This window comes from Saccharopolyspora phatthalungensis, assembly GCF_014203395.1.
Classification (GTDB): Bacteria; Actinomycetota; Actinomycetes; order Mycobacteriales; family Pseudonocardiaceae; genus Saccharopolyspora; species Saccharopolyspora phatthalungensis.
Genome location: NZ_JACHIW010000001.1, coordinates 588,064 through 603,402, shown reverse-complemented (window position 1 = coordinate 603,402; position 15,339 = coordinate 588,064). Strand labels below are relative to the sequence as shown.

The following is a 15,339-nucleotide window of genomic DNA, read 5'->3' as shown; positions in this document are numbered from 1 at the left end:
AAATCGCGGTCTCCGCCCGGGACGGGTGAACGGCAAAAGGCCCCTTCCCCGGAAACGAGGAAGGGGCCGAAGCTCGGCTTCAGCTCAGAGCTGGTTGGCGCGCTGCGCCATCGCGGACTTCTTGTTCGCGGCCTGGTTCTTGTGGATGACACCCTTGCTGGCGGCCTTGTCCAGTGCGCGGCTGGCGGCCCGCTGCAGGTCGAGGGCTTTGTCCTTCTCGCCGGCGTCAGCGGCCTCGCGGAACTTGCGGATGGCGCTCTTGACCGAGGACTTCACGGCCTTGTTGCGCTGCCGGTTCTGCTCGTTGGTCTTGATCCGCTTCATCTGGGACTTGATGTTGGCCACGGTGGCGCCTCTTTCTCGTCTGTTGAATCGATCGTGCCGCGCTGTCGTCGGCGCTGCGCTCAGGCAGGTTTCCTCCACGGCGGAATGCCGCACGGCACGGTCGTCCATGCTAACAGCGGCCACCTGCGTGGATGGCGACCGGGCGGCGCAGGGCGTGAATGGTCACACCAGCCGCGAGAGCGATCACATCAGCTCGGAACCGGTGCCTGCACACCATAGGGTCGAGTCTCGTGCTCGCAGCGTTGAACTGGCCCGGATTCGCCGATCTGTCTCTCGCCGGGCTGCTGTTCCTCGGCAGCGCCGCATTCCTCGCCGGGGCGGTTGATGCGATTGTCGGTGGCGGTGGCCTGATCCAGTTGCCGGCGTTGATGCTGCTGCTACCGGGCGGCGAGGTGATCTATTCGCTGGCCACCAACAAGGTGTCGTCGATCGCCGGGACCGCGGCAGCCGCCCGCACCTATGCCAAGCGAACGCCTATCGACTGGCGCTCCGCGTTGTCGATGGCGCTCGTCGCCTTGCTCGGATCGCTCGGCGGCGCAGCGCTGGCCGATGCGTTGCCGTCGCAGGTCCTCAACGTCATCGTCCTGGTGGCGTTGGCCGTCGTCGGCGTGTACATCTGGCGCAAACCTGGGCTGGGTTCGGCGGATGTGCCGCGGTTCGAGCGAGGCCGGCAGCTGGTGGTGATGCTCATCGGTGGCGCCTTGATCGGGTTCTGGGACGGCATCGCCGGGCCCGGTACCGGCTCGTTCCTGGTGTTCCTGCTCGTCGGCCTGGTCGGTTTCGCGTTCGTCACGGCTTCGGCGACGGCGAAGATCGTCAATGTCGCCACGAACATCGGTGCCCTGACGTTTTTCATCCCGGCCGGGAAGGTGCTGTGGGGCTTGGCGCTGGTGATGGCGTCGTGCAACATGGCGGGCAGTGTTCTCGGCGCGGCGATGGCGGCCAAGCGTGGATCCGGTTTCGTGCGGCGGGTTTTCCTGACCGTGGTGGTCGGGCTGGTCATCAGTCTCGGTTGGAAGCTCGCCGCCGGCGTCTGAACCGGCGCCGCCGCGCCAACGCGCCCCGGCGGTGATCCAAGCCCCGATTCGCCTGAAGCTGCGTGTCCATACAAGCGCTGGAGTGCCAGACGTCAAGGGTGGCCGCCCGGTCCGCCGAAGCATCACCGTCCTGCGGTGACCCGCCACTCGGCGATCGCTGGTGCCTCCGGGTAGAAACGGGGCATGGAGGTCTTGAACAGCCGGTTGATCCTTCGGCCCCGGGATTGGGAACGCTCGTTGCGGTTCTACCGGGACGTGCTCGGGCTGGCCATCGCGCGCGAATTCCCGAGTGGCACGGTTTTCTTCCTCGGGCAGGGGTTTCTGGAGATCTCCGGCAGGGGCGGGCCGGGGCCGAGCCCGGACCAGGTGCTGTGGTTGCAGGTGCGCGATGTGCGCAGCGAATTCAACCGGCTACGCGACCAGGGCGTGACAGTGCTCGCCGAACCCGAGCGGCAGCCGTGGGGTCTCGATGAGGGCTGGGTCGCCGATCCGGACGGGATGCGCATCGTCTTGGTGGAGATTCCCGCCGGTCACCCGCTCCGCGTCGACGCCCGCAAGCCCTGAGCCATTGGCCGAACCTGCCCTGTCCGCAACCGAAACGGGCCAGGTCAGGGCAGGGAGGGCGGTGCCGTGCTGAAGCGTCCCGAGGTTTCGCTTCGGTCCGTGGTGTGACTGTCCTCTTAGGTCCGGACGGCTCGGGTCTGGGCCTGGGTGGTGCCTCGGGTAGGCGGTTGCCAGGCCCAGGTCTGCACGTCGGTGAAACCGGCCGCCTGGACGTCGGCGTGGAGACCGGAGCGGCCGCCGGGCAGCCAGCGTTCGTGCGTCGACAGCAGCAGGATTCCGCCGGGCCGGAGCACGCGGCGCAGTTCGGCGAGCGCGGCCGCGCGGTCCGGCCATAGCTGGACGTTGTTCACGCTCAGCACCACGTCGAACGCGGCGTCCCCCTGCCCGGTGGCTTCGGCGGTGCCGCCGCGCACGACCACGTTCGGCAGGTCAGCGCACCGACGGTCGGCGGCTTGACGCATGCGCGCCGACGGTTCGACCGCGACCACTGAAGCCGCCTGCTCGCCCGCTGCCCGCAAACCCACGCCGGGCCCTGGGCCGATGACCAGCACCTGTTCGCTCCCGGTCAGCCGGGCCAGGCGCACCACCTGCTGCTCCGCCGCCGCGTTGCCGCGCGCCATCAGGGCCCCGCCCAAGGCCCCCAGCAGGCCGCTGGGGTGACCGAACGCACGGTGCAGGGCGAAACCGGCGAATCCGCTCATATGACCAGCTCAGCACCCCGGGGCAGGTGGTCGCATCGGGGATGACCCGGAGTTGGGCGCCGGGTACCGGGCGTGTCATGGGACGATGGAGTGAACCCCCGCACCAGTCGACATCCGCGAGGAACACTGAGTGAGCAGTTTCGCCGACACCACGTTCACGCCCCCGGAGCGAATCCGGAACTTCTGCATCATCGCGCACATCGACCACGGCAAGTCAACGCTGGCCGACCGCATGCTGCAGTTGACCGGTGTGCTGGAGGAACGCGCGTACCGGGCCCAGTATCTCGACCGGATGGACATCGAGCGGGAGCGGGGCATCACGATCAAGGCGCAGAACGTGCGCCTGCCGTGGACCGCGGACGGCGTCGACCACGTGCTGCACATGATCGACACCCCCGGGCACGTCGACTTCACCTACGAGGTCAGCCGGTCGCTGGCGGCCTGCGAAGGCGCGGTGCTGCTGGTCGACGCCGCACAGGGCATCGAGGCGCAGACGCTGGCGAACTTGTACCTCGCCATGGAGCACGACCTGCAGATCATCCCGGTGCTCAACAAGATCGACCTGCCGGCCGCCGAGCCGGACAAGTACGCCGCCGAGCTCGCGCACATCATCGGCTGCGAGCCGGAGGATGTGCTGCGGGTGTCGGCCAAGACCGGTGAGGGCGTCGGGTCGGTGCTCGACGAGGTGGTGCGCCAGATCCCGGCGCCGGAAGGTGTTTCCGACGCGCCGCCGCGTGCGATGATCTTCGACTCGGTCTACGACACCTACCGCGGCGTGGTCACCTACATCCGGGTGGTCGACGGCAAGATCACCCCGCGGCAGCGGATCCGGATGATGTCCACCCACGCCACCCACGAGCTGCTGGAAGTCGGCATCATCTCGCCGGAACCCAAGCCGTCCGCCGGCCTCGGCGTCGGCGAGGTCGGCTACCTGATCACCGGGGTGAAGGACGTCCGGCAGTCCAAGGTCGGTGACACGATCACGGCCGAGCGCAAGGGCGCCGAGAAGCCGCTCAGCGGCTACCGCGAGCCGAAGCCGATGGTGTACTCCGGGCTCTACCCGGTGGACGGCACGGATTATCCGCTGCTGCGCGAGGCGTTGGACAAGCTGCAGCTCAACGACGCGGCGCTGACCTACGAGCCGGAGACCTCGGGGGCGCTGGGCTTCGGGTTCCGCTGCGGGTTCCTCGGGCTGCTGCACCTGGAGATCACCCGCGACCGGCTGGAACGCGAGTTCAACCTGAACCTGATCTCCACCGCGCCGAACGTGGTCTACCACGTGCACATGGAGGACGGCACGGAGCTGGTGGTGACCAACCCGTCCGACTGGCCCGAGGGCAAGATCAAGGACGTCTTCGAACCGGTCGCCAAGTGCACGATCATCGCACCGTCGGAGTTCGTGGGCACGATCATGGAGTTGTGCCAGGGCCGTCGCGGACAGTTGTCGGGCATGGACTACCTGTCGGAGAGCCGCGTCGAGCTGCGCTACACGCTGCCGCTGGCGGAGATCGTGTTCGACTTCTTCGACCAGCTCAAGTCCAGGACCCGCGGCTACGCCTCGATGGACTACGAGGAGTCCGGCATGCAGGCGTCGAACCTGGTCAAGGTCGACATCCTGCTGCAGGGCGAACCGGTGGACGCGTTCAGCGCGATCGTGCATCGCGACGCCGCCTATGCCTACGGCACGAAGATGGCCTCGAAGCTGCGCGAGCTGATCCCGCGGCAGCAGTTCGAGGTGCCGATCCAGGCGGCGATCGGGTCGCGGATCATCGCCCGCGAGACGATCCGCGCGATCCGCAAGGATGTGCTCGCCAAGTGCTACGGCGGTGACATCAGCCGGAAGCGCAAGCTGCTGGAGAAGCAGAAGGAGGGCAAGAAGCGGATGAAAACGATCGGCCGGGTCGAGGTCCCGCAGGAAGCCTTCGTTGCCGCGCTGTCCACCGACGAGGCCAAGGACGACAAGGCCAAAGGCAAGAAGTAGCCGTCGGCATTCGGCGCACCATGGCAGCCGAGGCAGAGACGACCGGTTCGCACGGCATCGTCCAGGATCGCCCGTTCACGGTGTACGACACGATGCCCGACGAGGGACACCGGTACGAGTTCGTCGACAACGGCGAATACCACCTGGTGGCCAAGGTCAGCGGCCCGGAGGGTTGAACTTGGCTGCCGTTCCCGGTGCGCATCGTTTACTCGGAACTCCTGGGGCGTCGTCGGTCGGGATAGTCGACAGCACAACCGGTACCGGCGATCACCGGTACCGGTTTGTCGTCAGTGGATTGACGCGATCAGCCGCGGAGCGGGTCGAAGCGCACCCGCACATCGCCATGCGATCGGTCGAACACCTTCCCCCTCTGCATACATAGCGGCTCTACGGATGTAGAGCACGGGTGTGATATCGAGGAGGCCGAGTGAGGCGTGAGCGGGACCGCCGAACGCGCATTGCCGACGCCGCGATCGAGCGCGTCGTCGAGCAGGGGTTAGGGCGTTCGCGCATCTGGCCACCGATGGTCGGCTGGGTCTGCCGCGCGTTCGACGTCGTACTGCGCACCAGGCGTGCGTTGCTGGAAGCCACGGCGGCCTGGTTGGCGATACTGCGCGGCGCACTCGGGTGAGATAGACATCTTCTATGGAGCGAATCGACAAATGGTCTTCCTCGCTGCGATGTCGCGCTGATCAGGCATGACGCTGCGGGTTTGCGATGCTGGGCACGTCGAACCTGCTGGTGCGCGATTCAGTGGCCGCTAGCATGGATCGTGGAATGCTTTGAATAGGTGGCGTTTTCGGATTGTCGCCGCTCAGTTCGTTGCTACACCGTCGAATCTGCGGGAGGTTGAGAGTGGAAATGTTGCGTGATCGGTTGCCGATTCCGGACCCCGAGCCGCCATCCGCGACCGCGCTGGACGTGCGCGACCAGCGCCCGGCCTTTCGGCCGCGCCAGCCGTTGCGCCCGCCGGAGGGAGCGCCGAACGTCGTCGTGGTGCTCATCGACGACATGGGTTTCGGCGCATCGAGCGCGTTCGGCGGGCCGTGCCAGATGCCGACCGCTGACCGGTTGGCCGACGGCGGCCTGCGCTACAGCCGCTTTCACGTCACCGCCATCTGCTCTCCGACCCGGCAGGCGTTGCTGACCGGGCGCAACCATCATTCGGTCGGGATGGGCGTCACGACCGAGATGGCAAGCGCCGCGCCCGGTTACTGCGGCATCCGGCCGTTGTCGGCGGCGACGATCGGCCAGATCCTGCAGGGCAACGGCTACAACACAGCGGCGTTCGGCAAGTGGCACCAGACCCCGGCGCGTGATGTGAGCGCCGCCGGGCCGTTCGACCGGTGGCCGACCGGTGAGGGCTTCGAGAAGTTCTACGGTTTCCTGTGCGCGGAGATGAACCACTGGTATCCGGTGCTGTTCGACGGCACGAATCCGGTGGAGCCGTCGCGCAAGCCGGAGGACGGCTATCACCTGTCCGAGGATCTTGTCGATCAGGCCATTGATTGGGTGCGCAATCAGCAGGCCCTCAAGCCGGACAACCCCTTCTTCGTCTATTTGCCGTTCGGCGCCACGCACGCGCCGTACCACGTGCCGAAGGAGTTCAGGGAGCGCTACCGCGGGAAGTTCGACCACGGTTGGGACGCGCAGCGCGAGGCCACTTTGCGGAGGCAGAAAGAACTCGGCGTCGTACCGCGCGATGCGGAACTCGCGCCGTGGGCCGAGGGCGTCCCGCACTGGGACGAGCTGTCGGCGCCCGAGAAGCGTGCGGCGGCTTCGTTGATGGAGCTCTACGCGGGTTTCGCCGAGCACACCGATATTCAGGTCGGCCGGTTCGTCGATGCCTTGCGGGAGTTGGGTGAACTGGACAACACGCTGTTCGTTTACATTCTCGGTGACAACGGCGCGTCGGCCGAGGGCGGTCTGGGCGGAACGCTCAACGAGCACCGCTTCGCCAGCGGCATCCCGGACAGCGCCGAGTTCATCAACTCCCAGGATTCGGCGCTCGGTGATGCAACCACGCACGCGCACTACCCGGTCGGCTGGGCATTGGCGATGAACACGCCCTACCAGTGGACGAAGCAGGTCGCTTCGCACTTCGGCGGGATCCGGGACGGGATGATCGTGCACTGGCCGGCCGGGATCGCCGACCGGGGCGGGATCCGCGATCAGTTCCACCATGTAATCGACGTCGTCCCGACGATCCTGGAGGCGGCCGGGTTGCCGCATCCCGCCGAGGTCAACGGTGTCGCGCAGCAGCCCATCGAGGGCACCAGCATGCTCTACAGCTTCAACGACCCGGCGGCGCCGGACCGGCATCGGGTGCAGTACTTCGAGATGGTCGGCAATCGCGGCATCTACCACGACGGCTGGATGGCGGTGACCAGGCACGGCACCCCGTGGGTGATGGTGCACGACGGTGCGCGCCGCTCGTTCGACGACGACCGGTGGGAGCTGTATGACACCAACGTGGACTGGACTCAGGCTCACGACCTGGCGGCGGAGCACCCGGATAAGCTGCGGGAACTCCAGCAGTTGTTCCTCGTCGAGGCGGCCAAGCACAACGTGCTGCCACTCGATGACCGGATGACCGAGCGGGAGAACCCGCTGGAGGCGGGCCGGCTGGATCTGATGGGTGAGCGCCGGTCGGTCACCTTCCACGACGGTGCCAAGCGGTTGACCGAGGAGACCGCGCCGAACGTCAAGAACCGCTCGCATGTCTTGACCGCTCTGGTCGAGGTGCCTGCCGGCGGCGCGGAGGGGGTGCTGGTGGCGCAGGGCGGTCGCTTTGGCGGCTGGTCGTTCTATTTCCACGGGGGCAGGCCCTGCTACGCCTACAACTACTTCGGGCTGACGGTGCACCGGGTGAGTGCACCGCAGCCGGTGCCGGCCGGTCGGCATGAGGTGCGGCTGCGGTTCGACTACGAGGGTGGCGGTGTGGGCAAGGGCGGCACAGCGTCGTTGCTGGTCGATGGCGCGGAGGTCGCCGCCGGGCGGATCGAGGAGACGATCCCGTACTACTTCGCTTTCGATGAGACCTTCGACATCGGGGTGGACCGGGCCTCGCCGGTGGTCGACGACTACCCCGTGGTCGACAACCGGTTCACCGGGCGCCTGCACCACGTGCGCGTCGACCTCGCGGACGACCAGCACACCGACCTCGCGGCCGAGCACACGTTCCGCACCGCCCACGAGTAGCGGCTGGCGAACTTGGTTCGTCCACACCGCGAGCGCGTCGGCAAGGGCCTGACTGGGCCGCGCCCGTGTTCGGTCAGCTGTGCAAACCACTTTTGAAACGCTCTTCAACGGCGGCGTGGGTTCGTCACGGCCCTGTCTACCTGCGAATATCGGAGGCGCAGGCGGTGAAGGGGAGGGTATGGAGCGGCGGGAGCTGGAGTACTTCTTGGCCATCGCCGAGCACGGCAGTTTCACCGCTGCCGCGCAGGCGCTGCACGTGGCCCAGCCGTCGTTGTCTCATGCCATCCGGAACTTGGAGCACGAACTGGGTGGGAAGGTGTTCCACCGGCTCCCGCACGGGGTTGCGCTGACGGCGGCGGGGGAGGCGCTGGTGGAGCCGGCGCGGCAGGTGATGCGCGACCTGAGCACGGCGTCGGCGTCGGTTCGGCGGGTTCTTGGGCTCTCGGCCGGGCGACTCGATGTGGTGGCGCAGACCACGTTGGCCGTGGATCCGCTGGCCGAGCTGATCGGCGCCTTCCTGCGTGCGCACCCGAAGGTCGCCGTCACCGTCTCGGATCCCGAGCTCGGTGCGGACGTCACCGGCACGGTGCGGGCCGGGGAGTGCGAGCTCGGCATGGTCGACACAGAGCAGTCGATCGACGACCTGGCCAACGTGGTGCTGCGCGGCCGGGAGATCCTCGCAGTGCTGCCGCCGGGTTCCGCGCCGGAGCGCAAGACGCTCAGCCGCTCCGAACTGTCCACTCTGGACTGGGTGACGACGCCGCGTGGCACCGCGACCCGTGCGGTCATCGAGGACATGGTCGGTGCGAACGGCCCTGCGGTCGCGGTGGAGACCACGCACCACGCGATGGTCGTCCCGCTGGTGCTCGCGGGTGCCGGCGCGACCTTGCTGCCGCAGTTGATGGCCCGGGACGCCGCCGCTCGCGGGGCCGTTGTGCTGCCGCTGCGGCCGCGGGTGATCAGGCGGGGCGTGCTGTTCTGGCGTCCTGGGCCGCTTTCGCCTGCGGCGGCGGAGTTCGTGCGGATGGTCGGGGCCAGCGCCGAACCGCGCCGCCGCTGATCAGCCCTGGTGCGCCTCGACGAACGAGTACACATCCGCCTCGTCCACGCCGGGGAAGGTGTCCGACGGGAGCGCGGCGAGCACGTGCGAGTGCGCCCGCGCCGACGGCCACACCATGCCTTCCCAGCGGCTGGCGAGATCCGCCGGTGGCCGCTGGCAGCATTCGCCGTTCGGGCATTTCGACTTGGAGTGGTTGTTGGTGTCCCGGCCCCGGAACCACCGCGACTCGGTGTAGGGCACGCCGAGGGTGATCGCGAAGTCCCGCCCGCGGCTGGGGTCGACGTGCGCGACGCACCAGTGGGTGGCACCGGGCTTGTCGGTGTACTGGTAGTAGGTCGAGTAGCGGTCCGGCGAGGCGAACACCTGGCGCCCGGCCCAGTACCGGCACATCCGCTGTCCCTCGATGGCGCCCGTCGGGTCGCTGGGGAAGACCAGCCCGTCGTTCTCGTACGCCTTGTAGATGATGCCGGTTTCGTCGTTGCGCACGAAGTGGCAGACGAGGTCCAGGTATTGGGTGGCGAGGTTGGTGAAGCGGTGCGCGGCCATCTCGTAGGACACCGAGAACACGTCGCGCATGTCCTCGACGGCGAGGTCGCGTTCGGCCTTCGCGTCCTGCAGGAACGGCACCGCGGTCTGCTCCGGCACCAGGACCGCCGCGGCGAAGTAGTTCGCCTCGACGCGCTGTCGCAGGAAGTCGGCGAAGTCGCGGGGCTGCCGGTGGCCGAGGCTGAGGTGGCCGAGGGTCTGCAGCAGGATGGTTCGCGGGCTGTGCATGCCCAGTGATTCACGGCGCAGGAAGATCCGCCGGTTCTTCAGGTCGGTCACCGAGCGGACCGAGCGGGGCAAGTCGGTGACGAACCGGAGCCCGTAGCCGAGGTTGGTGGCGATGGACTGGATCAGGCCTTCGGACAGCGGGCCGCCGTGATAGCCGACCTTGTCGAGGATGCCGGCGGCGGCCTTCTCGATCTCGGGGAAGTAGTTGCCATGTTCGCGCATCATGCGGCGCAGCTCGGCGTTGGCCTTGCGGGCCTCCTCGGGCGTGGCGACCTGCTTGGTCTCGCGGCGCTTGAGTTCTTCGTAGAGCGCGAGGACGTGCTCCAGCGCTTCGGTGGGGACGCGTTTGCCGACCTTCAGCGGTGACACGCCCAGCCGCTGGTAGACCGGGTCGAGCTGGGCCTTCTCCACGGCGATCTCCAGCTCGGCGCGGCGGTTCGGCGGTTTCTTCGACAGCAGGTCGTCGACGGAGCAGCCCAGCGCGTCGGCCAGTGCGCGCAGCAGCGACAGCTTCGGTTCGCGGTGGCCGTTCTCCAGCAGCGACAGCTGCGACGGCGCACGCCCGACCCGCTCACCCAGCTCCACGAGGGTGAGTCCGGCAGCCCGGCGCAAGTGCCGCAGCCGTTGACCGAAGACCAGAAGGTCGTGTTCCGTAGAAAAATTACGGTCTTCTTCGATGGCGAACTCCGTCATGGCATTGATGGTAGCAGAAAAATGGCAAAATTTACCTCGGAATTCTGGTCGTGTTTCGCCGGACCAGGGCCAAGACTGGGTTCAACAGGCCGCAGGGAGATCCCGAAAGGGGAACATCATGAGCATCCGCGAGCAGGCGAAGCAGGCCGTCGAGGAACTTCAGCGCGATTGGGACACCAACCCGCGTTGGAAGGGCATCGAGCGCACCCACTCGGCCGAGACCGTTATCCGCCTCCGCGGGTCTGTGCGGGAAGAACACACCCTCGCCCGGCAGGGCAGCGAACGGCTGTGGACGCTGCTGCACGAAACCGACTACGTCAATTCGCTCGGCGCGCTGACCGGGAACCAGGCGGTCCAGCAGGTCCGCGCGGGGCTGAAGGCCATCTACCTGTCCGGCTGGCAGGTCGCCGCCGACGCCAACCTGGCCGGCGAGACCTATCCGGATCAGAGCCTGTACCCGGCCAACTCGGTCCCGGCGGTCGTGCGCCGGATCAACAATGCCCTCAAGCGCGCCGACCAGATCAACTGGTCTGAAGCGCTGGACCCGCAGAACGAGGGGCTGGAGAGCGAGGCGATCCACTGGCTGGCGCCGATCGTCGCCGACGCCGAGGCCGGCTTCGGTGGTGTGCTCAACGCCTACGAGCTGATGAAGGGCATGATCGCCGCCGGTGCCGCGGGCGTGCACTGGGAAGACCAGCTGGCCTCCGAGAAGAAGTGCGGCCACCTCGGCGGCAAGGTGCTCATCCCCACCAGCCAGCACGTCAAGACGCTCAACGCCGCGCGGCTGGCGGCCGACGTCGCGGGTGTCCCGAGCCTGGTCATCGCCCGCACCGACGCGCAGGCCGCGACGCTGCTGACCAGTGACGTCGACGAGCGCGACCGGCAGTACATCACCGGCGAGCGCACCCCGGAGGGCTTCTACAAGGTGCGCAACGGCATCGAGCCGTGCATCACCCGCGCGCTGGCCTACGCGCCGCACTCGGACCTGATCTGGATGGAGACCTCGACCCCGGATCTGGAGGTCGCGCGGCGGTTCGCCGAGGCCGTCAAGGAGAAGTACCCGGAGCAGATGCTGGCCTACAACTGCTCGCCGTCGTTCAACTGGAGGAAGAACCTCGACGACAGCACCATCGCGAAGTTCCAGCGCGAACTCGGCCACATGGGCTACAAGTTCCAGTTCATCACCCTGGCCGGTTTCCACTCGCTGAACTACAGCATGTTCGACCTGGCCAAGGGGTACGCGGCGGACGGCATGACGTCCTACGTGGACCTGCAGGAGCGGGAGTTCGCTGCGGAGGCCGACGGCTACACCGCGACGCGCCACCAGCGCGAGGCGGGTACCGGTTACTTCGACCTGATCAGCACCGCGGTGAGCCCGGACTCTTCGACCACCGCGCTGGCCGGGTCCACCGAGACGGCCCAATTCCACTGATCCGGCTGACCAAGTGAATCCGTGCTCGGCGCGTGGGTAGCGCGCCGACCACGCCCGAGACGCACCAGCGGCCCTGTGGCGGGGTGTCGGAAAATCGCAATGGTGCGAGTGGGCGGGAACCCAGGCGTCGGGTTCCCGCCCGCTTTTTTTGTTGCCACGTTCCGGTGATCATCGCCCTCAGCTGTATCTGTACGGCCCCTTCGCTCCTCTTTATTCGCAGAGGCCCGAAAACCTCGGGGCGTTGAGTGGAGGGAGCACGTGATGTCCATCGATCTCGGCGGGCGCCGGTTCACCGTTCAGGACTTGGAGGCGATCCCGGAGGACGGGCGCCGGTACGAACTCATCGACGGCGAGCTGCTCGTGAGCCCGGCACCAGGCTGGCCGCATCAGGAGGCGGTCGGATCGTTGTTCGTCCGGCTGCATCGGGCTAGTCCGCCCGAATACCGGGTGCTGCCCGCGCCATTCCCGGTGCGCCAGGACCTGTTCACAGAACTGCGGCCGGACGTCGTGGTCGCGCGCTATGCGGAACTCACGTTGAGGAATTTGCAGACAGCGCCGGTGTTGGCGGTCGAGGTGGCGTCGCCGAGCAGCCGGTTGAACGACATCAGTTTGCGGAAGGCCGCGCACGCGAGACTGGGCACCCAGCACTTCTGGCTGGTCGATCCGGATCTGGAAGTGCCTACGGTGACGGCGTGGGAGTTGGTCGGCGGCAGCGACTACCAGCGGGTGGCTCGGGTGGTCGGGGACGAGCTCTTCGAGCCGCTGCGACCATTCCCGGTCAGGTTCGCTCCGGTCGACCTGGTCGCCGGGTTGCGTCCCTGACTCGGGTGGTCGAGTTGGCCTTGCCGGTCAGCGTTCGACCGGGCGCCACATGCCGTAGACGGTCAGGCCGGCGGCGATCGGGTATTCGTGGATCACCCGGAACCCGAATCGCTCGAAGTGGGTGACTCCGGCGTGCGTCGTCGCCTCCAGATAGACCGGGGTGTCGTGCGCGTCGGCCCGCGCCAGCCCGGAGTCCAGCAGGGCGCGGCCGAGTCCGCGGCTGCGGGCATGCGGCGTGGTGCCGATGGCCGCCAGGTGCCAGTGCGGTTCGTCCGGTCGGTGGCTGTCGGTGGCGTTGAACGCCTGGATCGCCCGGGTGGCTTCCGGCAGCCGCCAGCGGAACACCGACAGCAGTGCCGGGAGGTAGGCGAGTCGCCGACCGAGCGGGACGACCTGGCTGCCCGGTCGGTCCCACACCGCAACGGCCTCCGGCTGCCCGTTCAGCACGGCGATCTCGGTGCCGTGGTCGAGGTGCTCTTGGGTCAGCAGAAGGGAGAACAGTGCATGGAGCTTGGTTTCTCGGTGGGCGTGGTCCGGCAGTAGCGCGGACATCCGGGGGTCGTCGCGGTATGCCGCGCTGAGTAGTTCCGCGAGTGTCGGGGTGTCCTCGCTGCCGGCGGTGCGGAGCACGAGGTCATCGCGTTTGGTGGTGTGCATGTTGGGGTGCCTTTCCGATCAGCTCCTCAACTCCGTTATGCCTAAGAGAAAGGAGAATTGCCGTTGAAAGAGTGCGGGATCACCCGAAATTGATCAGCGGGCTCGCGGAGCTTCGCGTGGTGGTGCGGGGCCCTGCCGCTCGACTCACGCTCGACCGACGCGAGGCGTGCCGAGTGAACCTTGTTGTGGGGTGCACGATGCTCTGATGCGCGCCCGCCAGGAGCGGGATTACCGTCGAAACATGATTGCAGAGCGAGGAATCCCGCTGATCGCGGCGCCGATGGCAGGCGGCGTCTCCACGCCGGAACTGGCTGCGGCGGTGAGCGCCGCGGGCGGCCTCGGCTTCCTGGCCGGCGGGTATCTGTCTGAGGAAGCGCTGGCCGCCCAGATCGCGGACTTCCGCGCGCTCACGTCGGAGCCGTTCGGGGTGAACCTCTTCGTCCCGGGCGAGCGGCGAGACGTTGATCTCGCCGACTACCGGGCCCGGGTCGAGGCGGCGGCCGCGCGGCACGGGGTCGTGGCGGGCTCGCCGAGCTGGGACGACGACACCTACTTGGCCAAGGCGGAGTTGGTGATCGCCGAGCGGGTTCCGGTCGTGTCGTTCACATTCGGGCTGCCCGAGAGGTCCCTTGTGGATCGTTTGCACGAGGTGGGGGCTGAGGTCGTCGCCACGGTGACGACTCCGCAAGAGGCGCGGGCCGCGGCGAATGCGGGCGCAGACCTGCTGTGCGTGCAGGGCATGGAGGCCGGTGGGCACCGCGCGGTGCTCAACGACGATCCGGCGCTGGTAGGTGGCGGGCCGCTGATCGGGTTGCTGGCGGCGATCCGTCTGATCCGGGCCGAGGTCGACCTGCCGGTCATCGCCGCGGGCGGGCTCGTCCACGGTGCTGACGTCGCGGCGGTGTTGTCGGCAGGTGCGGTGGCGGCGCAATTGGGCACCGCGTTTCTGGTGTGCGATGAGGCGGGTACGCAGCCGACCCAGCGCGCTGAAATCGCCGCCGGGCGACGGGAAACCGCGCTGACGCGCGCGTTCAGCGGGCGTCCGGCGCGGGGGCTGGTGAACCGGTTCCTGGCCGAGAACGCTGACGCGCCGGCGGCGTACCCGCAGCTGAACAACCTGACCAAGCCGATGCGCGGCGCGGCGGGCAAGGCGGGTGATCCCGAGCTGCTGTCGTTGTGGGCGGGCCAGACCTACGCGCAAACGCGCCCGCTACCCGCAGCCGAACTGATGCGCGTCCTGACGGAGGAGGCACGCCAAGCGCTGGATCTGGCCGCCGCCCGGCTGCAACCGCAGGCTTGATCACGTCCGTTGCCAACGACACGGACGCGGTCAACCGAACACCGCCGCGCGGCAGACAACGGGAGGGAGGGGTGGGGGGAGGGGGAGGGGCCCAAGGAAACCGCGCGTGTGTTGGCCGGCGGAGGACGATCCCGTGGGAGCCGAGCGGCGACGGCGGCTGCGCAGGGTTCTGGTCGTCGGCGTTGGCGCGGGCGCGTCGCGGTGAGTTGGGGGTGAGTGGTGCCGCTGAATGCTCACCGGATTCGGCCTACCCGAGGCCGCGTAGTCGGGCTCATGGGGATTGTCCAGTCGGTGAATCTCGCGGTGGTGCTGACCGGGAAATGGACCGGCCGGGTCGGGCGGACCGGTATCGACAAGCGTCCGGTCGAGGGCCCCGTGCTGTTCGAGCGGTCCGGAGTGCGCGGCGACACGGTGTGCGACATGAAGTACCACGCGGCCTGGTACCAGGCGGCGTACGCGTTCGACATCGAGGAACTCCAATACTGGTCGCAAGTGCATGGCCGGGAGCTGGCTCCCGGCAACGCGGGCGAGAACCTCACGCTGGCGGGATGCGGCAGCAGTTCTGCGGTGATCGGTGAGCGGTGGCGAATCGGTGAGCGGTGGCGGATCGGTGAGCGGTGGCGAATCGGTGAGCGGTGGCGGATCGGTGGGGCGGTGCTGCGGGTGACTGGCCCGCAGCACGCCGTGCCGGGTATTCGCCGGGTTCTGGGACGGCAGGGGGCAGGTCGAGCAGTTCACCGAACATGGCCGGACCGGTGCCTATCTGGCGGTG

At 67.9% G+C, this 15,339-nt stretch carries 14 protein-coding genes and 2 pseudogenes; 12 read left to right on the top strand and 4 right to left on the bottom strand.

The window, feature by feature from the left end; genetic code table 11:
* Window positions 1-84: 84 nt before the first annotated feature.
* The gene (gene rpsT / locus BJ970_RS02645; RefSeq protein ID WP_184723209.1) at window positions 85-345 is read right to left on the bottom strand and encodes a 30S ribosomal protein S20; all 261 of its coding nucleotides are present in this window, start codon (window positions 343-345) and stop codon (window positions 85-87) included.
* Between the two features lie 230 nt (window positions 346-575).
* Here rpsT and BJ970_RS02640 point away from each other — a divergent pair, with 230 nt between their 5' ends.
* Both BJ970_RS02640 and BJ970_RS02635 read left to right on the top strand, forming a co-directional pair.
* Complete coding sequence (locus BJ970_RS02640; protein ID WP_312864073.1) at window positions 576-1,382, top strand: TSUP family transporter; 807 nt, start codon at window positions 576-578, stop codon at window positions 1,380-1,382.
* Window positions 1,383-1,565: 183 nt separating this feature from the next.
* The gene (locus BJ970_RS02635; RefSeq protein WP_184723202.1) at window positions 1,566-1,946 is read left to right on the top strand and encodes a VOC family protein; all 381 of its coding nucleotides are present in this window, start codon (window positions 1,566-1,568) and stop codon (window positions 1,944-1,946) included.
* Window positions 1,947-2,062: 116 nt separating this feature from the next.
* Here BJ970_RS02635 and BJ970_RS02630 read toward each other — a convergent pair whose 3' ends face one another.
* Window positions 2,063-2,647 carry a class I SAM-dependent methyltransferase gene (locus BJ970_RS02630; protein ID WP_184723199.1) on the bottom strand — a complete coding sequence of 195 codons (585 nt, stop codon included), beginning with the start codon at window positions 2,645-2,647 and terminating at the stop codon, window positions 2,063-2,065.
* A 130-nt stretch (window positions 2,648-2,777) separates the two neighbouring features.
* Here BJ970_RS02630 and lepA point away from each other — a divergent pair, with 130 nt between their 5' ends.
* From lepA to BJ970_RS02605, 5 genes are all read left to right on the top strand, one after another.
* Window positions 2,778-4,628, top strand: a complete 1,851-nt coding sequence (gene lepA / locus BJ970_RS02625; RefSeq protein ID WP_184723197.1) for a translation elongation factor 4 — start codon at window positions 2,778-2,780, stop codon at window positions 4,626-4,628.
* A gap of 20 nt (window positions 4,629-4,648) precedes the next feature.
* Complete coding sequence (locus BJ970_RS02620) at window positions 4,649-4,804, top strand: hypothetical protein (RefSeq protein WP_184723195.1); 156 nt, start codon at window positions 4,649-4,651, stop codon at window positions 4,802-4,804.
* Between the two features lie 251 nt (window positions 4,805-5,055).
* The gene (locus tag BJ970_RS02615; protein WP_184723193.1) at window positions 5,056-5,259 is read left to right on the top strand and encodes a hypothetical protein; all 204 of its coding nucleotides are present in this window, start codon (window positions 5,056-5,058) and stop codon (window positions 5,257-5,259) included.
* A 230-nt stretch (window positions 5,260-5,489) separates the two neighbouring features.
* Window positions 5,490-7,829 (top strand): arylsulfatase, encoded by a 2,340-nt coding sequence (locus BJ970_RS02610; protein ID WP_184728829.1) that lies wholly within the window; start codon window positions 5,490-5,492, stop codon window positions 7,827-7,829.
* A 178-nt stretch (window positions 7,830-8,007) separates the two neighbouring features.
* Window positions 8,008-8,889: a LysR family transcriptional regulator gene (locus BJ970_RS02605; protein ID WP_184723191.1), complete on the top strand. Its 882-nt coding sequence runs from the start codon at window positions 8,008-8,010 to the stop codon at window positions 8,887-8,889.
* Here the strand turns inward: BJ970_RS02605 and BJ970_RS02600 are convergent, their stop codons facing one another.
* Complete coding sequence (locus BJ970_RS02600) at window positions 8,890-10,356, bottom strand: helix-turn-helix transcriptional regulator (protein ID WP_184723189.1); 1,467 nt, start codon at window positions 10,354-10,356, stop codon at window positions 8,890-8,892.
* A 118-nt stretch (window positions 10,357-10,474) separates the two neighbouring features.
* Here BJ970_RS02600 and aceA point away from each other — a divergent pair, with 118 nt between their 5' ends.
* A complete protein-coding gene (gene aceA, locus BJ970_RS02595; protein ID WP_184723187.1) occupies window positions 10,475-11,788 on the top strand; it encodes an isocitrate lyase in 1,314 nt (437 codons plus the stop codon).
* A 261-nt stretch (window positions 11,789-12,049) separates the two neighbouring features.
* A complete protein-coding gene (locus BJ970_RS02590; RefSeq protein WP_184723184.1) occupies window positions 12,050-12,610 on the top strand; it encodes a Uma2 family endonuclease in 561 nt (186 codons plus the stop codon).
* 27 nt (window positions 12,611-12,637) lie between these two features.
* Here the strand turns inward: BJ970_RS02590 and BJ970_RS02585 are convergent, their stop codons facing one another.
* On the bottom strand, window positions 12,638-13,267 hold the full coding sequence (locus tag BJ970_RS02585) for a GNAT family N-acetyltransferase (protein WP_184723182.1): 630 nt from the start codon (window positions 13,265-13,267) through the stop codon (window positions 12,638-12,640).
* A 241-nt stretch (window positions 13,268-13,508) separates the two neighbouring features.
* Between BJ970_RS02585 and BJ970_RS02580 the strand changes: the two genes are divergently transcribed.
* From BJ970_RS02580 to BJ970_RS39360, 3 genes and pseudogenes are all read left to right on the top strand, one after another.
* Complete coding sequence (locus BJ970_RS02580) at window positions 13,509-14,567, top strand: NAD(P)H-dependent flavin oxidoreductase (protein ID WP_184723179.1); 1,059 nt, start codon at window positions 13,509-13,511, stop codon at window positions 14,565-14,567.
* 273 nt (window positions 14,568-14,840) lie between these two features.
* A pseudogene (locus BJ970_RS39845) lies at window positions 14,841-15,182 on the top strand (MOSC domain-containing protein); the annotation flags it as partial.
* Window positions 15,183-15,234: 52 nt separating this feature from the next.
* Window positions 15,235-15,318, top strand: a pseudogene (locus BJ970_RS39360) (hypothetical protein); the annotation flags it as partial.
* Window positions 15,319-15,339 lie beyond the last annotated feature (21 nt).